General features: G+C 68.0%; 18 protein-coding genes. 4 read left to right on the forward strand and 14 right to left on the reverse strand.

Annotation, left to right across the window (positions count from 1 at the left end; translation table 11 throughout):
• Positions 1-28: 28 nt before the first annotated feature.
• The 5 genes from ccoP to ABB55_RS09570 form a co-directional block, all read right to left on the reverse strand.
• Positions 29-892, reverse strand: coding sequence for a cytochrome-c oxidase, cbb3-type subunit III (ccoP, locus tag ABB55_RS09550; protein WP_054358602.1), 864 nt, complete (start codon positions 890-892; stop codon positions 29-31).
• Between the two features lie 3 nt (positions 893-895).
• Positions 896-1051: a cbb3-type cytochrome c oxidase subunit 3 gene (locus tag ABB55_RS09555; protein WP_054358603.1), complete on the reverse strand. Its 156-nt coding sequence runs from the start codon at positions 1049-1051 to the stop codon at positions 896-898.
• 11 nt (positions 1052-1062) lie between these two features.
• Positions 1063-1797, reverse strand: a complete 735-nt coding sequence (gene ccoO, locus ABB55_RS09560) for a cytochrome-c oxidase, cbb3-type subunit II (protein ID WP_054358604.1) — start codon at positions 1795-1797, stop codon at positions 1063-1065.
• Positions 1798-1811: 14 nt separating this feature from the next.
• Entirely contained in the window at positions 1812-3461 is a 1650-nt protein-coding gene (gene ccoN / locus ABB55_RS09565; protein ID WP_083463492.1) for a cytochrome-c oxidase, cbb3-type subunit I, read from the reverse strand.
• A 349-nt stretch (positions 3462-3810) separates the two neighbouring features.
• Positions 3811-4920 (reverse strand): AbrB family transcriptional regulator, encoded by a 1110-nt coding sequence (locus tag ABB55_RS09570; RefSeq protein WP_054358605.1) that lies wholly within the window; start codon positions 4918-4920, stop codon positions 3811-3813.
• A 178-nt stretch (positions 4921-5098) separates the two neighbouring features.
• Here ABB55_RS09570 and hemN point away from each other — a divergent pair, with 178 nt between their 5' ends.
• On the forward strand, positions 5099-6451 hold the full coding sequence (gene hemN / locus ABB55_RS09575; RefSeq protein WP_054361948.1) for an oxygen-independent coproporphyrinogen III oxidase: 1353 nt from the start codon (positions 5099-5101) through the stop codon (positions 6449-6451).
• Positions 6452-6539: 88 nt separating this feature from the next.
• Here hemN and ABB55_RS09580 read toward each other — a convergent pair whose 3' ends face one another.
• From ABB55_RS09580 to mscL, 8 genes are all read right to left on the reverse strand, one after another.
• Positions 6540-7439, reverse strand: a complete 900-nt coding sequence (locus tag ABB55_RS09580) for a phosphotransferase family protein (RefSeq protein WP_054358606.1) — start codon at positions 7437-7439, stop codon at positions 6540-6542.
• A gap of 288 nt (positions 7440-7727) precedes the next feature.
• Complete coding sequence (gene ybaK / locus ABB55_RS09585) at positions 7728-8201, reverse strand: Cys-tRNA(Pro) deacylase (RefSeq protein WP_054358607.1); 474 nt, start codon at positions 8199-8201, stop codon at positions 7728-7730.
• A gap of 320 nt (positions 8202-8521) precedes the next feature.
• Positions 8522-9235: a Crp/Fnr family transcriptional regulator gene (locus ABB55_RS09590; protein ID WP_083463494.1), complete on the reverse strand. Its 714-nt coding sequence runs from the start codon at positions 9233-9235 to the stop codon at positions 8522-8524.
• A 410-nt stretch (positions 9236-9645) separates the two neighbouring features.
• A complete protein-coding gene (locus tag ABB55_RS09595; protein WP_054358608.1) occupies positions 9646-9984 on the reverse strand; it encodes a response regulator in 339 nt (112 codons plus the stop codon).
• A gap of 576 nt (positions 9985-10560) precedes the next feature.
• Positions 10561-11187 (reverse strand): response regulator transcription factor, encoded by a 627-nt coding sequence (locus tag ABB55_RS09600; protein WP_054358609.1) that lies wholly within the window; start codon positions 11185-11187, stop codon positions 10561-10563.
• 61 nt (positions 11188-11248) lie between these two features.
• Positions 11249-12418, reverse strand: a complete 1170-nt coding sequence (locus ABB55_RS09605; protein WP_054358610.1) for a two-component system sensor histidine kinase NtrB — start codon at positions 12416-12418, stop codon at positions 11249-11251.
• 278 nt (positions 12419-12696) lie between these two features.
• A complete protein-coding gene (locus tag ABB55_RS09610) occupies positions 12697-13875 on the reverse strand; it encodes a pyridoxal phosphate-dependent aminotransferase (RefSeq protein ID WP_054358611.1) in 1179 nt (392 codons plus the stop codon).
• Between the two features lie 207 nt (positions 13876-14082).
• Complete coding sequence (gene mscL, locus ABB55_RS09615; RefSeq protein ID WP_054358612.1) at positions 14083-14517, reverse strand: large conductance mechanosensitive channel protein MscL; 435 nt, start codon at positions 14515-14517, stop codon at positions 14083-14085.
• A gap of 180 nt (positions 14518-14697) precedes the next feature.
• On the opposite strand from mscL, the gene ABB55_RS09620 reads away from it, so the two are divergent.
• Genes ABB55_RS09620 through ABB55_RS09630 form a run of 3 tightly spaced genes read left to right on the forward strand, consistent with a single transcriptional unit; the run spans position 14698 to position 20992 of the window.
• Positions 14698-18216: a hybrid sensor histidine kinase/response regulator gene (locus tag ABB55_RS09620; RefSeq protein ID WP_054358613.1), complete on the forward strand. Its 3519-nt coding sequence runs from the start codon at positions 14698-14700 to the stop codon at positions 18214-18216.
• On the forward strand, positions 18213-20333 hold the full coding sequence (locus ABB55_RS09625; RefSeq protein WP_054358614.1) for a DegT/DnrJ/EryC1/StrS family aminotransferase: 2121 nt from the start codon (positions 18213-18215) through the stop codon (positions 20331-20333). Before ABB55_RS09620 ends, ABB55_RS09625 begins: the two co-directional genes overlap by 4 nt.
• Positions 20324-20992 (forward strand): DapH/DapD/GlmU-related protein, encoded by a 669-nt coding sequence (locus tag ABB55_RS09630; RefSeq protein WP_054358615.1) that lies wholly within the window; start codon positions 20324-20326, stop codon positions 20990-20992. The genes ABB55_RS09625 and ABB55_RS09630 overlap by 10 nt, the downstream gene beginning before the upstream one ends.
• An 82-nt stretch (positions 20993-21074) precedes the next feature.
• Here ABB55_RS09630 and ABB55_RS09635 read toward each other — a convergent pair whose 3' ends face one another.
• Positions 21075-21743 carry a response regulator transcription factor gene (locus tag ABB55_RS09635; RefSeq protein WP_054358616.1) on the reverse strand — a complete coding sequence of 223 codons (669 nt, stop codon included), beginning with the start codon at positions 21741-21743 and terminating at the stop codon, positions 21075-21077.
• Between the last annotated feature and the right edge of the window lie 248 nt (positions 21744-21991).

Genomic DNA, 21991 nt, shown 5'->3' on the forward strand with positions numbered 1-21991 from the left:
TCCTCGAGCCAATCGAAGTCGGACCCGATCAGTCCGGCTTGCCGCCACCGAGGCTGTGCACGTAGACGGCCAGCGACTTGATGGTGACCGGATCGAGACGGCCTTCCCAGGTCGGCATGACGCCGGCGCGGGAATTGGTGACGGTCTCGACGATCTTCTCCTTGGTGCCGCCGTAGAGCCAGATGGCATCGGTCAGATTGGGCGCACCCATCTCGATGTTGCCCTTGCCGTCCTCGCCATGGCAGCTCGCGCAGTTGTCGGCGAAGAGCTGCTTGCCGGCCGGGGTGGCGGTGCCCTTGCCCGAAAGCGAGAGCACGTAGTCGGCGACGGTCGAGATCTCGTCCTTCTTCAGGACGCCGTCCTTGCCGAAGGCCGGCATCTGGGTCTGGCGGGTCTCGTCATGGGTCGAGCGGATGCCGACCTTCAGGGTCTGGTGGATGTCGGACAGCTTGCCGCCCCACAGCCAGTCGTCGTCCTGCAGGCTCGGGAAACCCGGGCCGCCGACGCCGGCCGAACCGTGGCACGGCGCGCAGTTGTCGCCGAACGCCGCCTTGCCGTTGGCCATGGCGAATTCGCGCATCTTCGGATCGGCCGCGATGGCGGACAGTTCCGCCGTGGCGAGGCCCTTGCCGATGACCGCACGGGCCGCCTGGCCTTCCGCGACCTTGTCGAGCGCATCCTGACGCTGGGAATAGCCCAGGAGGCCCTTGGTGTAGCTCGAGGCCAGCGGCCAGGAGGGATACAGCACGTAGTAGACGAGGGCCCAGGCGATGCAAGCATACCAGGTCCAGAGCCACCACTTCGGGAGCGGATTGTTGAGTTCCTTCAGACCGTCCCACTCGTGTCCGGTGGTCGATATCCCGGACAGGCGGTCGATATCTCTTTCTGCCATGGATCAATCCTCCCGCAGGGGGACGCGGGCGGCGTCATCGAAGCGCTTGCCGTTGGACGGCCACAGCGCATAGACGAGCACGCCGAGGAAGATGACGAAGAAGTAGACGAGGCCGTAGGTCTGAGCGAACTCGGCGGCCGCGATATACGGACTGCTCATGGTCGCCTCCTTCAGCGCAGGTTGGCCTTGTCGTCATAGAGCTTGAAGTCGACCAGCGTGCCGAGCATCTGGAGATAGGCGACGAGCGCGTCCATCTCCGAAACCTTGGTGACATCGCCGTCGAAATCGCGAGCCACGGCCTTCGGGTAGCGCTTCAGCATCGCGTCGACAGCCTTGTCGTCGGGATTGGCCTGGGCGCGCAGGTCGGCGACCGCGTTGGAGATCTGCTCGTCGGTATAGGGCACGCCGACAAGCTGGTTGGTGCGCATCACATCCGCGATGTGGCTGTAGTCGAGCTCGTTCTTGGCCAGGAAGGGATAGCCCGGCATGATCGAACCCGGCACGATCGAGCGCGGATTGCTCAGGTGCTCGCGATGCCACTGGTCGGAATATTTGGCGCCGACGCGGGCCAGATCCGGACCGGTGCGCTTCGAACCCCACTGGAACGGATGGTCGAACTTGGATTCCGCGGCGAGGCTGAAGTGGCCGTAGCGTTCGATCTCGTCACGCATCGGACGGACCATCTGGCTATGGCAGTTGTAGCAGCCCTCGCGCAGATAGATGTTCCGGCCGGCCAGTTCGAGCGGCGAATAGGGACGGATCCCCTTCGCGTCTTCGATGGTGCTCTTCAGGTAGAAGAGCGGCAGGATCTCCACCATGCCGCCGATGGCGACCATGATCAGGATCCCGACGAGAAGAAGGATGGAGTTCTTCTCGAGGACGACGTGCTTGTCGAAGAGAGACATGGATCAGCCCTCCATCATTCTGCGGGGGCCAGGACCGGCTGTCCGGCGGGCTCTTCGCGCTCGCCTTTCTGCACGGTCATGTACAGGTTGTAGGCCATGATCAGCGCGCCGAGGACGAACAGGAGGCCGCCCAAAGCCCGGATCACGTAGAAGGGATGCATCGCCTCGACGGTCTCGATGAACGAGTATTCGAGGAAGCCGAGCTTGTCGTAGGCGCGCCACATCAGGCCCTGCATGATACCCGACACCCACATCGCGCAGATGTAGAGGACGATACCGAGCGTCGCGAGCCAGAAGTGCCAGCTGACCAGCTTCAGCGAATAGAGCTGCTTGCGGTTCCACAGCCAGGGATACAGGCAGTAGAGCGCACCGAAGGACACGAAGCCGACCCAGCCGAGCGCACCGGAATGCACGTGGCCGATGGTCCAGTCCGTATAGTGCGACAGCGAGTTCACCGCCTTCACCGACATCAGCGGACCTTCGAAGGTCGACATGCCGTAGAAGGCGACCGACACGACCAGCATGCGCAGGACCGGATCGGTGCGGAGCTTGTCCCAGGCGCCCGAGAGCGTCATCAGGCCGTTGATCATGCCGCCCCAGGAGGGCATCCACAGCATGATCGAGAAGGTCGCGCCGAGGGTGGAGGCCCATTCCGGCAGCGCCGTGTAGTGCAGGTGATGCGGGCCGGCCCAGATGTAGAGGAAGATCAGGGCCCAGAAGTGCACGATCGACAGGCGATAGCTGTAGACCGGGCGCTCGGCGCGCTTCGGCACGAAGTAGTACATGATGGCCAGGAAGCCGGCGGTCAGGAAGAAGCCGACCGCGTTATGGCCGTACCACCACTGCACCATGGCGTCCTGCACGCCCGAGAAGACCTGCACCGACTTGGAGGTGTAGATCGACACCGGCACCGACATGTTGTTGCCGAGGTGCAGCATCGCGATCGTCACGATGAAGGCGAGATAGAACCAGTTGGCCACGTAGATGTGGGGTTCCTTGCGCTTCCAGATCGTGCCGAGGAAGGCGAGCAGGTAGACGACCCAGACGACGGTCAGCCACAGGTCGGCGTACCATTCGGGTTCGGCGTATTCCTTGCCCTGCGTGACGCCGAGCAGGTAGCCCGTGCCGGCGATGACGATGAAGGCATTGTAGCCGAGGACGATGAACCAGGGCGTCACGATGCCCGGCATGCGGGCCTGGCAGGTGCGCTGCACGACGTAGAAGGACGTCGCGAGCAGGACGTTGCCGCCGAAGGCGAAGATCACCGCGGAGGTGTGCAGCGGCCGGAGCCGGCCGAAATTCGACAGCGGAAAGTCGAAGTTCAGTGCCGGGAAGGCCAGCTGCATCGCAATGATGAAGCCGACGAGGAAGCCGGCGATGCCCCAGAACATCGCCGCGACGGACGCGAACTTGATCGGTCCGAAGTTGTAGTTGGGCTTGCCGTCGACGAGCTGGTCCGGCTGGCTCGGCCGGTCGGAGAAGCCCTTGAAGACAAGGAAGATGCCGATCGCGGAGAACAAGGCTCCCACGCCGGCATGTATGGCCATCACCTGATCCCAAGCGCGCGATGCGATCAGGAGACAGGCGACGAGAAGAGCACCGAGGAACAGGACGTAGCCTATCTCCTCGGCGGTGATCCTTTTTGCCTCGACTGTGCGAGCCATGGTTCGCCCCGTATCTCGAGTACCCGAAACACCTCGGACGACACCGCCCCGTCCGATGGATAGAACGGGAGGGGCGCCGGTTCTTTGACCGATGAGGCGAGCGACTGGCGTCAGGCACCGCCGCGCGACCATCCGAGGGTAGCGGGACGACCCTAGGCAGATCGGCGCGAAGGGCTTTGATTCAGGTCAACGGGATGCCGATTAGCGCCTGGATCTTAAGGACGAGACGCCAGTGTCGCAGCGCAGCATCGGTCGCCGGAGCGACACCCGATCTTGCGCCGCATAAGGCCCGTCCGAAGACGCCGCAGGTGCCCGGTGCCGCGGCGCGTCGAGGCCCGATCCGGTCCGCTCACCGCGCCGGCGGCGGTCCGTCGGCCCGGTCGATCAGGCCGATCACGGCCGGCATGACGATGGCGATGCCGATAAAGCGGAACAGCTGGTGGGCGGCGACGAAGGCCGGGTCGACGGCGAGCGCGAAGGACAGGGCCGACATCGCCTCCAGGCCGCCCGGCGCGAAAGCGAGCACCGACTGCCCCCAGCCGACGCCGATCGCCAGCACGGTCAGGAACGCCCCGATCGTGGCCAGCACGCTGCCGACCACGAAGCCGCCGGCGGCGAGCGCAAAGCTCGCCCGCAAGGTCGCGCGGTCGGTTCCGGCGAATCGGCCGCCGATCATCACGCCCACGCCGAGGAAGCACGGCACCAGCAGGACCGGCGGCAGACTGGCGGCGACGAAGCCCGCGCCGTGCAGCAGCGCGCTCGCCAGGAAGGCGCCGGTCAGCAGGCCGGCCGGAACCCGGATCCATTCGGCGAGCAGGCCGGCGGCGCAGCCCGCTCCGATCAGAAGGGCCAGATCGAGCCAGCTTCCCTCCGGCGCGGCCGGCGCCGCCGCCGCCGAAGCGTGACCGAACCCGGTCACGGCCAGCGGCACGATCACGACCAGCACCATGATCCTCAGCGTCTGGGCGATCGCGACCTTGCGCAGATCGGCGCCGCGGTCGAGCGCGATCACCATCACATAGGAGAGCGCGCCGGGCACCGAGGCGGTCAACGCGGTCATCCGATCCCAGCCGCCGACCTTGCGGAACCACCAGTAACTACCGGCCGTGACCAACGCCATGGTGACGGTCAGGATGGTCAGACTGACCGGCCATTGCGGCAGGCGATGCACGGTGTCGGGCGTGACGCCGCCGCCCATCGAGATGCCGAGAAAGACGAACAGCACGTTGCGCAGCCGGACCGGCATGGCGACTTCGAGCCGCGCCAGCACGGCGAACGTCACCGCCACCGTCGAGCCGGCCACCCAGGCGGCGGGAAAGTCGAGCAGCGTGAACAGCCCGCCGCCCGCGAAGGCGATCAGGAAGCCGCGCAACACGATCCAGGTCGTGCGCAGGGCATCGGGCGGACGGTTCCAGGTGATCATGCGGATGGCGGCTCCGGACGGCACGAGACAGGTCATAGCGAATTCTCGCCGCCGTGGCAGGGGCCGTTGCGGGATTGCGCCATGCAGCCGAGGCCGGCCCGACGGGTGCCCGATCGCGTCGGATCGAAGGACCGCGAACATTCTTGACGCGGGAGCCCCCGACGCTTGACGAGAATCAACGCCGAGGCCGCGGCACGCCCGCATCATGCGGGCCATGAACACGTCGCTCCACGCCCGCTACGCCGCACGCACCGTGCCGCGCTACACCAGCTATCCGACGGCGCCGCATTTCACCGGCGCGGTTGGAGCCGATCTCTACGAAAGCTGGCTCGCCGCGCTGGCGCCGGAGGCGCCGGTCTCGCTCTATCTGCACGTCCCCTATTGCCGGGCGATCTGCCACTATTGCGGCTGCCACACCAAGGCGGCGCGGCGCGACGACCCGGTGGTCGACTATGCGGAGCGGCTGGTCGACGAGATCGGCCTGGTCGCCGACACGATCGGGCAACGCCTGGGCGTCGCCCATGTGCATTGGGGCGGCGGCACGCCGAGCCTCCTGCCGGCGCCGTCCTTCCGCGCCGTGGTCGCCGCCCTGACGTCGCGCTTCCGGTTCCTCGACGGCGCCGAGCACGCCATCGAGCTCGATCCGCGCACGGTGACGCCCGAACTGGCCGTGATGCTGGCGGAAGCGGGCATCACCCGGACGAGCCTCGGCGTGCAGGATTTCGATCCCGCGGTCCAGACGGCGATGGGTCGGGTTCAGCCCTTCCCGGTCGTCGAGCAGGCCGTGGCGGCGCTGCGGGCGGTCGGGATCGAGGCGATCAATTTCGACCTGATGTATGGCCTGCCGCACCAGACTGCGGAGACGATCCGTTCGACCGTGGACCTCGCCATGCGGCTCGGGCCGACGCGCATCGCGCTCTTCGGCTATGCGCATGTGCCGTGGTTCAAGAAGCACCAGCGCCTGATCGACGAGATGGCCCTGCCGGGGGCGACCGAACGGCTGGCGCTCGAAGCGACGGCCCGCGAGGCGCTGGCCGCCTGCGGCTTCCTGCCGATCGGTCTCGATCATTTCGCCCGGCCCGACGACGAGATGGCGCGCGCCGAGGCGGACGGCACGCTCCGGCGCAATTTCCAGGGCTATACGACCGATCAGGCCGACACGCTGATCGGCTTCGGCGCGTCCTCGATCGGCCGGATGCCGCAGGGCTTCGTCCAGAACGATCCCGATATCGGCCGCTGGAGCCGGGCCGTCGAGGCCGGCCGCCTGCCGGTGGTCAAGGGCAAGGCGCTCGATGCCGACGACCGCCTGCGCGGCGCGATCATCGAGCGGCTGATGTGCGACTACCGGGTCGATCTCGCCGCCGTCACCGCCGCCCATGGCGTCGGCCTTGCGGCGATCGCCGACGGGGTCGAGCGGCTCGCCGAACTGACCCGCGACGGTCTGGTGGCGATCGAGGGCAACACCATCATCATCACCGAGGCGGGGCGCCCGTTCGTCCGCCTCGCCGCGGCGGCTTTCGATGCCTATCTGGCGCAGGCAGCCGCCCGCCATTCGATGGCGGTCTGATGGCGGTGTGACCGCCATCCCGGACAGCGTCCGATGCCTTCCGATCGGAGGCCGCGCGGGGGCGACCGTTCGCACGCGGCGCTGCGCGCTATCCTTCGCCGCGGCCGCAGAAGCGGGTCGCGCTGTGGCAGGCCTGTTCGAACCGGACGAAGGCGGCGAGCCGGTCCCTGTCGAGCCGCCGCCCGCTCAGGGCCTCGTAGCACCGGACCAGGGCCTCATGCTCCGGTTCCGGCAGCCGGGTATGGGCGATGTCGCTTTCCCGCGCGCCGAAGCCGGCATTGCCGAAGTCGATCAGGCCGGCCAGTCGGCCGGTCGCCGGATCGACCAGCACGTTGCCGCCCTTCAGATCGCCATGGCAGAGCGCGGTCGTGTCGGCCCCTTCGAGGGCGGCGCGCGCAAGCCGGCTCGATGTCTCCAGTTCCGCGGCCATGCCGGTCGCGCCCTTGCCGACGAGGAGCCGCCGCAGCCGCATCCGGTCGCCGACAAACGTGGTCGGCCGCGCGTAGTCGGGCACCGGGGTGTCGTGCACGGCGAGGATCGCCCGGGCCAGATCGTCGATCCATCCGGTCTGACGGCGCGATCGCAGGGTATCGATCATCCGCGACAGCGGCTGCCCCGGGATGGCGCGATAGCGGGCGATCGGCGGATCCGATCCGATCAGTTCGGCCTGCGGGATCGGGACGCGGAGATGGGGCCGGACCAGATCCATGATCCGATATTCGGATTCGAACTGGGCGATCATGCGCCGCGTCGCCGGAACCCGGTAGATGTGCATGGTCGCATCGACGAAGACGAAGCAGGTCTTCTCGCGCAGGAAATAGAGCCGACCGGATGGCATCTTGAACGCGGACGCGATCGCCCGCCCGGCCTGGCGGGCCTTGGGCGAGGCTTTCAGCATCGACCAGGCGGCGCGAGACACAAAGGCGATATGGCGCAAGACGCCGTTGTCCGGCCCGGCGGAAGCCGGGTCGAAGGCTATGCTGCTCATCGTCACGTCCGTCCACGTGAACCTAAGACAGCTTACAACTTAATGCCGGGCTAATCATTCAGCAAGCCGCTTCACGCCGGAGGGGTGCCGGCCCGACCGGTTTCGCCCCGGCCCGTTGAGACGAGATCGGTTTCGCCCGGATGCGGTCGCTCGAAGCGGATTTGGCGAACCGGATTCCGGTCGCGACCGGCCGCAGCCCGGCGACGGGCGATGCGGATCCGTGGGACGTCCGCCATTCGTCGACGGTCCGGCCGGCGCCCGGGAACCATACCGGGCGGCGATGCCGGCTCAGACGGCGATCGCCGCGGTCCGGGCGTTCAAGGCCCCGATCAGGGCCGCCGGCGCCAGGGCGACTTCCAGTCCGCGCCGCCCGCCGCTGACATGGACCCGGGCAAGACGGGTCATCGACCCGTCGACCACCACGGCGAGGCTCTTCTTGGTGCCGAAGGGGCTGATTCCGCCGAGGACATAGCCGGTCAGGCGCTGCGCCGCGGCCGGATCCGCCATGACGGCGCGCTTCCAGCCGAGCGCGCGGGCAGCCTCCGCCAGACTCAGGCGCATCGCCGCCGGGACCAGCGCCAGCGCATGCGCCTTGGCCTCGTCCGAGACGACCAGCGTCTTGAACACCGCCGCCGGATCGAGGCCGAGTTTCTCCGCCGCCTCGACCCCATAGGCCTCCGCGCGCGGATCGTGATCGTATTCCAGGATCGAAAATTCGATCGCGCGCGCCTTCAGAAAGGTCGTCGCCGGGGTGGCCGCCAAGACAGCAACTCGCAGGTCGGTCTGCCGCCGGGGATTCGGCGGGTCTGAAAAAGATGCGCCGTGCTCGAGGCACGGCGCAAGGTGGCAAGAGGAGGAGATCGCTCGGGAGGAAATAGCTGGACCGATCGGCTGCCGTCGACATCGCCCGTCGGGCGGATCGGATGCGCCGATCGAAACGCGCTGGACTTCTCGCTCCCCCTTCGGCTGCCGGTCTCGCCCCCTCCTGACGAGGAGCCGACCGCTTCCGATGCCGAAATTCTACGTCCGTTCCGGCACCGATCGGGCCCAGGATGCCCGAAGCGCCCGGGCGCCGGTATCGGTCATTGTGTCCCAGTCTGGTGACACATGGTGCAGACATTGGTGATCCGGATCCGGTCCTGCTTCTCGATCGCGATCAGCCCGCGCCGCTTCAGGTCGGAGATCACCCGGCTGACCGTCTCGATGGTCAGGCCGAGATAGTCGGCGATTTCCTGGCGGGTCATGTTGAGCGCGATGACATGCTCGTCGCGACCGGCCGCCGTCGGGCCGGGGCAATCCGCGGTACCGCGTCCGGCGACGAAGCGCATCAGGAAGGAGGACACCCGCTCATAGGCCGACTTGCGGCCGAGCAGGACCGCGTGCTCGTGCAGCGCTTCCATCTGGGCGAGCAGGCAGCGGGTGATGTGGCTCTGCGCGGCCAGCGTCTGCTCGGCATCGCGGCGATCGACGACCCGGATGACAGCCGGGGTCAGCGTCTCGGCGTTGCAGTCGTACTGGCGGCTGGAGAGAAGACCGAACATGTCGTTCGGACCCAGGATCTCGACGACCTGGCGGCGACCGTCCGGCAGCAGCTTGTAGAGCATGACCGCGCCTTCGATCAGCTCGTAGATCCGCTCGGCCGGGTCGCCTTCGAAGAAGACGACATCATGGGCTTCGTAGCGGTTGGTCTTGACGCGGGGCGAGCGGGCAAATTCCGCCCAGGCCTCGTCGCCATGAGTGTTGCCGCCGAGCCGTGCGCTGCCGCCGGCCGCAAGACCGCGATCCGAATAAGCCATGGTAGTCCCTCCTCGAAAAGGACCAGTCCTACCGCGCGCAAATCGAAATCTGCGTCCGTCCGCGTCGGGCTGCTCCGCCTATCGGGGCGGGGTTCGATCGAAGCGTTGCGGTCGCAGGCCCTTACCCCCGCCACCGATGCCAGTCGTTCGATCCGCCATCCGATGCTGAAAGGCTAGGCATCAATCCGAGTCTTCACAATCCCGTTGCCGTACTTACGACTTTGTACCTATGTGGCAATCCATGCCTTCATCGGACACCAATACGCAGACAAACGAGTATACTTCCGCCCGTCGAAATAGAAGCGAAGTCGTCCGAAGAATTGTACTTCATATTAGAAAATCCTCAGAGAGGATCCGATGTCAGGCAACCGTCAGACGCCGGCCTTACGCTGCGTTGCCAATCGGTGGCCCTACAATAGCGCCACGATGGTTTCCCCGGACAGCGGCTTCCGCAGCACCTGGGTGCTGGGCATGTCGCGCAGGCTCTCGTCGATCGTCTTCTGGGCCTGACCGGTGATGCAGATGATGCGCGGCGACCAGCCGCGTCCGGTGACTTCGCGAATCGCCTCCGCGCCGCTCATGCCCGGAAGTCCGAGATCGATGATCAGCACGTCCTGCGGCTGCGGCTCGGCTTCGACCAGGAAGGTCTCGGCATCGTCATAGGCCGAGACGGCATGCCCCATCGCCTGCAGCAGGAAGCGCAGGGAGTCGGATACGCCGGGATCGTCTTCGACGATGTAGATGACCATGGCACACCCTCCCGGTCTGGCGCCGGGAGTTGGAGGGCAAGCGGAGCGGTTTTGCCGGACTATCGGGGCAAACCGCGTGCTGTGCCATTCGTACTCTTTCTTACGGGCACCGATGGCCGGCAACACAAGTCGTTGATGGCACGGGGGTGCTGTCGTTCAGGCCACCGCACGGGCGCGGATTTCGCCGGCCGGGTCAAACCCGCCGGGCGCGGCCGCCCGCGGACGGCGGACGCGGCACGGGGCACGGGGCACGGGGCACGGGGCACGGGGCACGGGGCACGGGGCACGGGGCACGGGGCACGGGGCACGGGGCACGGGGCACGGGGCACGGGGCACGGGGACGACGCACGATCGGCGCGCCACGCGCAAGCCCGCGGCGGGCGACGGGCGGCCCGCCGGTCCCGCTTCGCGAGCGGATCTTTGAGGAATCCTGCCTTGCGGCCGACGGGCGGCTCATACCTACGGCCCAGGATGCTGACGCATCGGGCCGTTGAAGGAACGCGAATTTCTCATTGGCGTCAGAGGCATGAGAAATTCGCGTATCGAAGACCGACGATCATTCCATAACCGTCGGTATCAGCCGGCGTGATCGTTTCCGGTCAGGACGATCCGCACCAGGTCGGCGGCGTTGCGGGCGCCGAGCTTTTCCATGATGCGGGCGCGATGAACCTCGATGGTCCGCGGGCTGATGCCGAGTTGGCGGCCGGCTTCCTTGTTGGACGCGCCGGCGGTGATCTGGCCGAGAACCTCAAGTTCGCGCGGCGTCAGCAGTTCGCGGCCGACGAAGGCCGGGTCGGCAGAGCCGCGACCGTTGTCGCTGTTGCGGCGGGCGACGGCTTCGAGAGCCTCGCGCACGCGCTCCACGACCGTATCGGCATCGAACGGCTTCTCGATGAAGTCGAACGCGCCCTGCTTGACGGCCGAGACGGCCATCGGGATGTCGCCCTGGCCCGAGATGATGAAGATCGGCGCGGGATAGTGCTCGGCGTTGAGGGCCTTCAGCACATCGAGGCCGGACCGCCCCGGCATGTGAACGTCCAGGATCACGCAGGCCGGCTGGCGCGCCAGGGCCGCTTCCAGGAAGGCGTCGCCGGATTCGTAGGCCTCGACCGCGAAGCCCTCCAGCTCGAACACAACCGCCAGCGCGTCGCGGACCGCAGGATCGTCGTCGACGATATAGATCGTGTTTTCGCTTTTTCCCATCTGCGAACCCCCCGTTCTTCCCACTATCGCCAACCGTCCCAATATCGAAGGCACTTTCGAATCACGGGCGCGGCGGGATCCTATCAGGTGCCGACGCGTGACCGGTCAGAGGCAACGAAAGTATGAAGCGGGCGCCACGGCCCTCGCCTCCGGGATCCACGACCAGATCGCCGCCATGGTTCTGGGCGATGGTCCGCGAGATGGCAAGGCCAAGCCCTAGTCCGGTGCGCTTCGAGGTGGAAAAGGCGCGGAACAGGTTCTGCGCCACGTCGCCCGGAATGCCCGGCCCGGAATCCTGGATTTCGACGCTGGCCGCCTGGCCGTCGGTGCGCGTGACGACCTTGAGCACGCGCGCCGGACGCCCCTTCATCGCTTCCAGCCCGTTGCGGACCAGATTGCAGACGATCTGCTGAATCTGGACCGGATCCGCCTCGACGCGCGGCATGTCCGGCGCCTTCTCCCGGTGCAGTTCGATGCCGTGGACATCGTGGCCGAGCAGCGTCAGCTCGAGCGCCTCGTCGATCAGCTGTTCCAGATCGATGGCCTGGCGCTCCGGCTCCCGCTTCTCGACGAATTGCCGCATGCGCTGGATGATGCTGCCGGCCCGCTCGGCCTCGCGCAGCGCCTTGCCAAGAATGTCGAGGATCGGCCGCTCGCTGTCCGGCGCATCCTTCTTCTTGCGCAGGATGGCCTGCAGATAGAGCATGACCGCGGTCAGCGGCTGGTTGAGTTCGTGGGCGATGGCCGCGCCCATCTCGTCCATGGCGCTGATTCGGGCGAGATTGACGAGTTGCGCCTGCAGCTGGTTGAGCCGGTGCTCGACCGCCTTGCGGGCGCGCAGATCGCGCAGGATGCCGATGAACTGGCGGCCGTCCGGGGTCTGTGCCTCGCCGACCGAGAGTTCGAGCGGGAAGATCGTGCCGTCGCGGTGCATGCCGCGCACCTCGCGGCCGATGCCGATGATCCGCTTCTCGCCGGTGTCGTGATAGTGGCTGAGATACTGGTCGTGATGGTCGGAGAATTCCGGCGGCATCAGCGTCTTGATGTTCTGCCCGATGATCTCGCGCGCCTCATAGCCGAACAGCGCCTCGCAGGCCTTGTTGAAGACCAGGATGCGGGCGCGCGAATCGATCACGATGATCCCGTCGACCGCCGTGTCGAGCACACTGAGCAGGCGTGCCTCCGAAACCGTTCGGGCATCGCAAGGGGGATTGGCGGGTACATCTTGCATAGGCGGCTTCCAATGCACCGTCCTGGAAAACATCCGCAATCTTGCGGCGGCGGCGCCAGACCATGGCGCATCCGGTCATCGACGCACCTTGTCCTGGATCAAATCCGTAGGCAGGTTCAGCCGCGGCGAGCATTTCTGCCCGACCGGCCGCGACCAGCCTTCCTTCGCGCGACGATCGCCCAAGCCGTCCCCGACCGGACGGCGGCACGCGCCAGCGCCGGCAACGTCCCCGGCGTGGCGATCACCATAGCTACGGATTTTTACGGGGGAAAGCCCGTTCAGCCGGCCTTTCGCAGCCAGCGCACGAGCCTTTCGGTGGCTTCCGCTATGGCATCCGGGCTGCGCGCGAAGCAGAGGCGCAGATAGCCCTCGCCGCCGGCGCCGAAAGCCCGGCCGGGCGCGAGGCCGACGGCGACCTCGTCGACCAGCCGATAGGCGAGCGCCTGGTCGTCCGGCTCGCCGTCGACCGCCAGATAGAGATAGAAGGCGCCGGTCGGGCGGGCGAAACGGACCCGCCCCGTGCCGCCGAGCCCGTCGACCACCGTGCGCCGGCCGAGATCGGCCCGCGCGATCTGTCGGGCCACGAAATCCTCGCCCTCGTCGAGGGCCACCACGGCGGCCCGCTGGACGAAGGTCGGCACGCCCGAGGTCGAATACTGGACGAGATTCTCGATCACCTGCCCGAGGCTGGGATCGGCCTCGATCCAGCCGATGCGCCACCCGGTCATGGCCCAGTTCTTGGAGAAGGTGTTGACGTAGAGGATGCGGTCTTCCGGTGCGGCGACATCGTGGAAGGACGGCGCGCGCACGGCGCCGTCATAGACGAAGCGGCCATAGACCTCGTCGGACACGATCCACAGGCCGTGGCGGCGCGCCAGCGCCAGAATGGCCGTCAGATCGGCCAGGCTCGCCGTCCAGCCGGTCGGATTGGACGGGCTGTTGATGAACAGCGCCCGCGTCCGCGGCGTCACGGCGGCCTCGAGCCGTTCGAGATCGAGCGTCCAGCCGTCGTTGCCGAGGGTCATCACGACATCGACCGCCTTGGCGCCGTGCACCTCGACGGTAGCGGCCGAGTTCGGCCATGCCGGCGTCGGCACGATCACCTCGTCGCCGTGGCCGGCCACCATCGCGACGGCGATCTGGATCGCCTGCATGCCGGAGCCGACCACGAAGAAGCGCTCCGGATCGTCGGCGATGCCGTAGTGGCGCGCGTGGTAGCGCGCGAGCGCGGCCCTCAAATCCGGAATGCCGCGCTGATAGGTGTAGAAGGTCTCGCCCGCCTTCAGGGACCGGTCGGCGGCCGCGCAGATGAAGTCCGGCGTCGGCAGGTCGCCCTCGCCGACCCAGAGCGGAATCAGCCCTTCGCGATGGCGGCCGTAGTTGAAGACGCCGACGATGCCGCTTTCCGGCGCCTGACGCGCTTCGGAGCGGATGGCAGAACGGAAGTCGAGAGGCATGGCAGGATCCGACGCTGCGAAACGAGGCCGCCTCTTAGCATGGCGGCCCGGCGCCCGGCGATGAATTCCGGTGATCGGACCGATCAGCGCCGCTGGTCGGACCGCCCGAGCGACCCGCGCGGGCCCGGCTCGCCGCCGGCCGGACGGTTCGCCCCGCGCATCGACCGCCGGGGCGGCGGCCTGCAGCCGCCCCGGCGGTCGGCAGGGTCACTTCGATTTCAGGAGATCGCGGATCTCCTCCAGGAGCACTTCCTGGCGGCTCGGCGCCGGCGGCGGCTTGGCGGCCGATTCTGCGGAATCCCGCGCCGAGACCCGGTTCACGGCCTTGACCACGATGAACAGGATCCAGGCGATGATGATGAAGTTGATCGAGACGGTGAGGAACTTGCCGTAGCCGATGGTCGCGCCGAGTTCGCGCGCCTTCTCGTAGGTCGCCGGCGCCGCGACGCCCTCGGTCAGGCTGCGCAGCAGGATGAAGTAGTTGGTGAAATCGAGCCCGCCGGTCACCGCGCCGACGATCGGCATGAAGATGTCGTTGACCATGCTGTCGACGATCTTGCCGAAGGCGGTGCCGATGATCACCGCGACGGCCAGTTCGACGACGTTGCCCTTCATCGCGAAGGCGCGAAATTCCTTCCACATGATCCCGTCTCCCCGAATTGGCCCAGCCGGCTGCGGCCGGGACAGGCAGGATCGTAGTCCCATGTATGGCGCTGCACGAGCCACATGCAGGCCAAGGTGGACAGTTCGGCGCCGATATGTTCGATTCCTTCGAAACGAGAAGCTCCGCCGTGGCGCGGACGGGATGAGTTCGGGGTCGAGATGCAGCAGGGTTGGATCGTCCTCGGCATCGCCCTCGCCTATATCGGGCTGCTGTTCGGCGTCGCCCATTACGGCGATCTCGCCGGCCAGCGTTCGCGCCCGGCCGGCGGCCGGCCCTACATCTACGCACTGTCGCTCGGCGTCTACTGCACCTCCTGGACCGTCTTCGGCTCGGTCGGCCTCGCCGCCTCGCGCGGGCTCGACTTCCTGACCATCTATGTCGGGCCGATGATCATGTTCCTCGGCGCCTATCCGCTGCTCAGGCGGGTCGTGCGGCTGGCCAAGTCGGAGCGGATCACCTCGATCGCCGACTTCATCGCCGCCCGCTACGGCAAGAACCAGACGGTCGCGGTCGTCGTGACGCTGATCGCCTTCATCGGCATCGTCCCCTACATCGCGCTGCAATTGAAGGCGGTTTCGCTTTCGGTCGAAACCGTGGTGGCGCATTTCGACATGGGCTCGGTCGCCGGCGGCGCGATCCCGCGGATGCCGGACGTCTCGCTCCTGGTCGCGCTCGCCATGGCGGCCTTCGCCTGCCTGTTCGGCACCCGCCACATCGACGCGACCGAGCATCAGGAAGGCCTGATGCTGGCGGTCGCGGCCGAATCCATCGTCAAGCTGATCGCCTTCTCGGCCGTCGGCATCTACGTCGTCTGGGGCCTGTTCGGCGGCCCGTCCGATTTCCTCGCCCGCACCGCGGACCTGCCGGGCGTGCATGCCATGTTCGAGCGCGACCTGTCCGGCGGCAGCTGGATCGTGATGTCGCTGTTGAGCTTCTTCGCCATCCTGCTTCTGCCGCGGATGTTCCACGTCACCGTGGTGGAGAACAATTCCGTCGACGAACTGAAGACCGCGCGCTGGCTGTTCCCGGTCTATCTGATCGCCATCAACGTCTTCGTCATTCCGCTGGCCATGGCCGGCCACGCGCTGCTCGGCCCGAATGTCGATGTCGACAGCTTCGTGCTGCGCGTGCCGCTCGACGCCGGTTCGACGGTCTTCACCATCCTGGCCTTCATCGCCGGCCTGTCGGCCGCCACCGCCATGGTGATCGTCGCCTCCGTGGCGCTCGGCATCATGGTCTGCAACGAGCTCGTGGTGCCGGTGCTGATCCGGCACGGCAGCCTCGGCGACGAGAAGGAGGACATGGGCCTCCAACTGCTGATCGTGCGCCGCATCGCCATCTTCTGCATCCTGCTGCTCGCCTATGCCTACTACCGGACCGTCGCCGACAGCGCCGCGCTGGCCGAGATCGGCCTGCTCGCCTTCGCGGCCATCGCCCAGTTCGCGCCGGCCTTCTTCGGCGGCATGCTGTGGCGGCGGGCGACGGCGCGCGGCGCCATCGCCGGCATGCTCGCCGGCTTCGGCATCTGGTTCTACACCCTGCTTCTGCCGGCCTTCGTCGGCGCCGGCATCGGCCCGCATTCGCTCATGACCGACGGCCCCTTCGGCATCTGGCTGTTGCGGCCGCAGGCCCTGTTCGCCTTCTCGTTCGACCCGCTGTCGCACGGCGTCTTCTGGTCGCTGGTGGTCAATGTCGCCGCCTATGTGGCGGTTTCGCTGACCCGCGCGCCGGAGGCGATCGAGCGGCTGCAGGCCAACATCTTCGTCCCCTCCGACCGGCCGCCCGCTCCGGCGCTGCGGCTCTGGCGCACCGCCGTCACGGTCGACGACCTGCGCAAGACCGTGTCGCGCTATCTCGGCGAGGAACGCACGCACGCCGCCTTCGACGACTACGGCCGCTCGCGCAACATGGTGCTGAACCCGGCCGCCCAGGCCGACATGTATCTCCTGCGCCTGTCCGAACAGCTGCTCGCCTCGGCGATCGGCGCGGCCTCGTCGCGCCTCGTCCTGTCGCTCCTGGTCAAGCGGCGCGATCCGAGCGCCAAGGCGGCGATGAAGCTGCTCGACGACGCCTCGGCGGCGATCCAGTATAACCGCGACCTCTTGCAGACCGCCCTCGACCAGGTGCGCCAGGGCATCTCGGTGTTCGACCGCGAACTGCGCCTGATCTGCTGGAACCGGCAGTTCCGGCAGGTGCTCGACATTTCGCCCGACCTGACCCAGGTCGGCACCTCGCTGGCCGCCCTGGTGCGCGACCGCGCCGAGCGCGGCGAGTTCGGCGCCGGCAATCCGGACCGCATCGTCAAGGACCGGATCGACAAGCTGGTCGTGCGGATGGAGACCTATCAGGAGAAGATGGTCTCGTCCGGCCGTGTGCTCGAAGTCCGCACCAGCCCGATGCCGGACGGCGGCATCGTCACCACCTGGACGGACATCACCGAACGGGTCGCCGCCGCCGAGGAACTGGCCCGCGCCAACGAGAGCCTGGAGCGGCGCGTGCGCGAGCGGACCGAGGAACTGACCCGCCTCAACGAGGCGCTGCAGATCGCCAAGAGCGCCGCCGACGAGGCCAATCTCGGCAAGACCAAGTTTCTCGCCGCCGCCGGCCACGACATCCTGCAGCCGCTCAACGCGGCGCGTCTCTACGTCACCAGCCTGGTCGAGAAATCCGAAGGCACGAGCTTCAACGACCTCGCCGCCAATGTCGGGCTTTCGCTCGATGCGGTCGAGGAGATCATCGGCGCCCTGCTGGACATCTCCCGGCTCGATACCGGCGCCCTGAAGCCCGAATTCGGCGTCTTCCGGCTCGACGAGATCCTGAAGCCGCTGAAGGTCGATTTCGAGCCGATCGCGCGCGAGAAGGGTCTCGAATTCCGCATCCTGCCGTGCAGCCTGACGGTGCGGTCCGATCGCCGCCTGCTCAGGCGGCTGGTGCAGAACCTGATCTCCAACGCGATCAAATACACGCCCTCCGGCCGGATCCTGGTCGGCTGCCGGCGCCGGCGCGGCAAGGTGGTGATCGAGGTGCTCGACACCGGTCTCGGCATCCCGACATCGAAGCGCAAGGTGATCTTCCAGGAATTCCAGCGCCTGGAACAGGGTGCGCGCGTCGCCCGCGGGCTCGGCCTCGGCCTCTCGATCGTCGAACGCATCGGTCGCGTTCTGGCCCATCCGATCGGCCTGGAATCCACGCCGGGGCGCGGCTCGCGCTTCTGGGTCGAGCTGCCGATCGCGGCGGCCGTTCCGGTCGCCGAGCCGGAGGGCGGCCAGCTCCGTCTCGTCCCCGGCCGCCTCGACGGCATGATCGCGCTCTGTCTCGACAATGACGACGCCATCCTGGACGGGATGGGACGCCTGCTGGAAGGCTGGGGCGCCACCGTGATCACCGCGCGCGACCAGCGCGAGGCCGCGGCCAGGATCGCCGAATTCGGCCGGAGCCCGGAGGTCCTGCTGGTCGACTATCATCTCGACGACGGCACCGGCATCGATGCGGTCGTCCAATTGCGCTGGCGCTTCGGTGCCGATATTCCAGCCGTCCTGATCACCGCCGACCGAACGCCGCAGGTGCGCGAAGCGGCCCGGGAGAAATCGATCCACGTGCTCAACAAGCCGCTCAAGCCAGCCGCCCTCCGGGCCCTGATCGGACAGTGGCGCCAGCAGAGACAGGCGGCGGAGTGAACCGACCGCAGCATTCCGGCGCCCGGACGCCCGCCGGCGTCCGCACGGCCGCCGACTACGCTGCCTTGATCCGCGAGCGAACCCCTTTCCACTATGCCAAGGTCAATCACGGCTTCTGGGAGCGGCTGGTGCGCCTCGGCGACCATCGGGCGCTGCGCGGGGCGGTGCGCTTCGACGCCTTGAGCGAAGACCAGCAGGCGGACGATCAGCGCTTCCTTGCGGAATTGAAGGCGCTCCTGGCCGGACTGCCGGCGGCGGATCCGGCGATCGATTTCGGCGCGGGTCCCTATGCGTGGCCGGATTCGGATCGCGATTCCGGCAGTCCCGCGCTCCCGCTGGCCGATATCGAAGCCATGATCGCCAGCATGGTGCCGGCGGCCGCCTTGACGGCCGACCCGCTCGTCTGGCGCAACGCGGTCTATGACGGCAGCTTCGCGGGCTTCGTCGAGGCCTTGCGCGACCGGCCCCTCGTCGTGGTCGGCCCCTCCTGGCTCGAACATTTCGGCGCCTTCGCTCGGGTGCCCGACTGCCGTTTCGTTCCGATCTCGGCAACCGCGGCCATCGACGAGCGCGGCAGCATCCTGGCGGGACTGGAGGCCGACCATGTCGCCGCCAAAGCCCCGGTCTACCTGATCCAGGCCGGCTATTTCTCGGCCTGGCTCGTGCCGCACCTGGCCCGACGGCTGCCGGGCGCCACGGTCGTCGACATCGGGACGTCGCTCGACCTCTGTTGCATCCCGAAGCTCGATCAATGGAACTGGGCGCGGCAACGGCGCCTGGACGTGGCCCGGACGCTGATCGCCATCAATCCGGACTGGCCGACCGACCCGCGTGCTGCCCCCGGACTAACCGCGACGGCCGCCGCGCGCCTCTGGGAGAATTGCTCGGAAGGATGCCTGCCCGGCTTCGGCGCGCGTCTCGGGATCGCCCAGCGCCGGAGCGGGGCCTCGCGCCTGGACCTGCCGGACCTGCATGCGCCCCATGTCCGCTTCGTCGAGGCGAAGCGGCCGGACTGGACGCGGATCGGCGAGATCGCGGCCCTCTCGGAGCGCGCCGGGCAGTGGGCCAACAACGGCCCGGTCGTCGCCGCCCTGGAACGCGAGCTCGCGCGCCTGCTCGAGATCGGGCCGGGGCGCTGCGTCGTCGCCGCATCCTCGGGCACGGCGGCGACCTTCGCGCTGGCCGGCGCGGCGGCCGTCGAGCTCGGGCGCGCGCCGCGCTGGGTCGCCTCCGCCTTCGGCTTCCTGTCGACCGGCATCGGCCCGCTCGCCGACGTGACCTTCGTCGATTGCGATCCCGGCGGCATGATCGATCTCTCCGCCGTCGCGGCCCTGCCGGAGGACGCCTGGGACGGCCTGATCGCCACCAATCCGTTCGGCCTCTACCCCTCGATGGAGCCGGTCATCGCCTTCTGCCGGCAGCGCAACAAGCGATTGATCGTCGATTCCGCCCAGGCCTTCCTGGGCATCCGGCGTCAGGGGGAGGCCGAACAGGCCAGCGAGATCGTCAGCCTGCATGCCACCAAGCCGGCCGGGATCGGCGAGGGCGGTTTCGCGATTCTGAGCGAGGCGCAGGCGCCCGCGGTCCGCTCGATGCTGAATTTCGGGGTCGGGTCCGATCCGCAGGCGCGCGCCTTCGCGGCCAACGGCAAGATGTCCGAGATCGCCGCCGCGGCCGTGCTGGAGCGGCTGGAGCGGCTGCCGTCCTGGCGGCATCTCTACCGGTCGCAGCGGAAGCGCCTGGAGATTCTGACGCAGGATGCCGGTCTTGCGCCATTGGCTCCCACCACCGGCCCTGCGCCGATCGGCAACCTGCCGCTCCTCCTGCCGAGGCCCTATCGCAGCGGCGACCTGCCGCCGGCCCGCTTCGATTGCGGCCGCTACTACCGGCCGATGGCACCGGACGCGCCGGTCGCCGCCTCGATCTACGCCCGGATGCTGAACCTGCCCTGCCATCCCGGCATGGCGGCGATCGCCAGCGAGGAGATGCGCGCCTTCCTGGCCGCCCTGCGGCGCATGCCGGATGGGGCGGCGCCGCCGCTCCGGACCGGTCCGGGGATGCCGGGCGACGCCCCGCCCCCTGCGGACCATCCGCCGGGAGACAGGCGATGCGCGTGATCGTCTACGGCTGCGGCGCCCTGGCGGAACTGACCCGCACCTGCCTGGAGGCGGACGGCATCGAGGTCGCGGCCTTCACGGTCGAGGCGGCGTTTCGCCGGACCGAGACCCATTTCGGCCTTCCGCTGCTGGATTTCGACGACCTGGAGGCCCGGTTCGCGCCGGGTTCGACCGACCTCGTCATCGCGGTCGGTCCCCACAACGACGGCGGCGGTCCCAACTCGGTCCGCCGGCGGCTGGTCGAGACTGCCGTCGCGCGCGGCTTCCGCCTGCCGGGCTACCGCGCCGGCGGAGCCCGTCTGCCGGCCGGGCAGCCGTGCGACGCCAACCGCATCGTCTTCGACGGCGTCCTGGTGCAGCCCTTCGCGACGCTCGGCGCCAATGTCGTGCTGCGCCACGGGGCGCAGATCTCGCACCATGTCGTGCTCGAGCCGGATTGCTTCGTGGCGACCGGCGCCGTGATCGGCGGCGGCGCCCGGATCGGCCGCGGCAGTTTCATCGGCCTCAACGCCACGGTGCGCGACGGCGTGAGCATCGGGGCCGGCTGCATCCTCGGCGCCGGCGCGGTGGTGCTCGCCGACACCGCGCCGGACGGAATCTATGTCGGCGTCCCGGCCCGACGGCTGGCACGGCCGGCCCGCGAAGTTGCGCGGCCATAGCGCTGCACCCCGCGAACCCTGACTCTTATTGCCCCGGCCGCCCCTGCCGCCCCGGCCGGAGCGCGGAAACGGCGCCGGCCGGTCAGACCTCCAGCGATTGCCACTGCCCCGCTTCGATCTTGGAGGCAGCGATCACGGCCTGGGTCCGGCTTTCGACCCCGAGCTTCTGCAGGATCGCCGAGACATGCGCCTTCACGGTCGCCTCGGAGACCGACAGTTCGTAGGCGATCTGTTTGTTGAGCAGGCCCTCGCTCAGCATCATCAGGACGCGGACCTGCTGCGGCGTCAATGTCGACAGGCGCTGCACCAGCTTGCCGGTCTCGTCGCCCGGCATCGCCGCAATGTTGACATCGGGCGGGGTCCAGATGCCGCCGTTCATCACGGTCGCGATCGCCTCGCGGATCGACTCCGTGCCGAGCGACTTGGGCACGAAGCCGGCGGCGCCGAATTCCATGCAGCGGCGGATGGCCAGCGGATCCTCGTTGGCCGAGACCACCACCACCGGCACTTCCGGATGCTGCGCGCGAAGATACATCAATCCCGAGAAGCCGCGCACGCCCGGCATGTTCAGGTCGAGCAGGACCAGATCGACATCGCCGGTCTCGTCCAGAAGCTTGGAGACCGCATCGAGGGATCCGGCTTCGGCGATGGTGACGCCTGCGAACATGGCTTCGAGCGTCTGGCGCAAAGCGCCGCGAAACAACGGATGGTCGTCCGCTATCACGAACCTGTAGACCGGGCTGCTGGCCAACGCGTGTTCCCCCCTGCGTTTTGCTTTGCCGTATCCGGCACCGTCTTGCCGCGGACTTCAGTCACGCGCCTGCGCCCTCCTCGCAGACACATGCATGTCGTTGGGAATTATCGGTTCGCGCCCGTCGTCATGCAAGGGCGTAAGTCGCAGGGCGATCACGTCACGGTCGCACCGCCCTCGGCGGGATCGCGCGGACCGGGTGCGGCGCCCATGGCCGTGCCTCTCGCCCGGCATGACGGCCCCGCAAC

The organism is Prosthecodimorpha hirschii (genome assembly GCF_001305515.1).
GTDB classification, from domain to species: domain Bacteria; phylum Pseudomonadota; class Alphaproteobacteria; order Rhizobiales; family Ancalomicrobiaceae; genus Prosthecodimorpha; species Prosthecodimorpha hirschii.

Excerpts from the sequence above, each read along its gene's own strand:
- ABB55_RS09590 (WP_083463494.1), bottom strand. The coding sequence starts at position 9,235 with ATGGCTTATTCGGATCGCGGTCTTGCGGCCGGCGGCAGCGCACGGCTC.
- ABB55_RS09610 (WP_054358611.1), bottom strand. The coding sequence starts at position 13,875 with ATGCCTCTCGACTTCCGTTCTGCCATCCGCTCCGAAGCGCGTCAGGCG.
- ABB55_RS09570 (WP_054358605.1), bottom strand. The coding sequence starts at position 4,920 with ATGACCTGTCTCGTGCCGTCCGGAGCCGCCATCCGCATGATCACCTGG.
- ABB55_RS09620 (WP_054358613.1), top strand. The coding sequence starts at position 14,698 with ATGCAGCAGGGTTGGATCGTCCTCGGCATCGCCCTCGCCTATATCGGG.
- ABB55_RS09595 (WP_054358608.1), bottom strand. The coding sequence starts at position 9,984 with ATGGTCATCTACATCGTCGAAGACGATCCCGGCGTATCCGACTCCCTG.
- ABB55_RS09600 (WP_054358609.1), bottom strand. The coding sequence starts at position 11,187 with ATGGGAAAAAGCGAAAACACGATCTATATCGTCGACGACGATCCTGCG.
- hemN (WP_054361948.1), top strand. The coding sequence starts at position 5,099 with ATGAACACGTCGCTCCACGCCCGCTACGCCGCACGCACCGTGCCGCGC.
- ccoP (WP_054358602.1), bottom strand. The coding sequence starts at position 892 with ATGGCAGAAAGAGATATCGACCGCCTGTCCGGGATATCGACCACCGGA.
- ccoO (WP_054358604.1), bottom strand. The coding sequence starts at position 1,797 with ATGTCTCTCTTCGACAAGCACGTCGTCCTCGAGAAGAACTCCATCCTT.
- ABB55_RS09630 (WP_054358615.1), top strand. The coding sequence starts at position 20,324 with ATGCGCGTGATCGTCTACGGCTGCGGCGCCCTGGCGGAACTGACCCGC.
- ABB55_RS09555 (WP_054358603.1), bottom strand. The coding sequence starts at position 1,051 with ATGAGCAGTCCGTATATCGCGGCCGCCGAGTTCGCTCAGACCTACGGC.
- ccoN (WP_083463492.1), bottom strand. The coding sequence starts at position 3,461 with ATGGCTCGCACAGTCGAGGCAAAAAGGATCACCGCCGAGGAGATAGGC.
- ABB55_RS09605 (WP_054358610.1), bottom strand. The coding sequence starts at position 12,418 with ATGCAAGATGTACCCGCCAATCCCCCTTGCGATGCCCGAACGGTTTCG.
- mscL (WP_054358612.1), bottom strand. The coding sequence starts at position 14,517 with ATGTGGAAGGAATTTCGCGCCTTCGCGATGAAGGGCAACGTCGTCGAA.
- ABB55_RS09580 (WP_054358606.1), bottom strand. The coding sequence starts at position 7,439 with ATGAGCAGCATAGCCTTCGACCCGGCTTCCGCCGGGCCGGACAACGGC.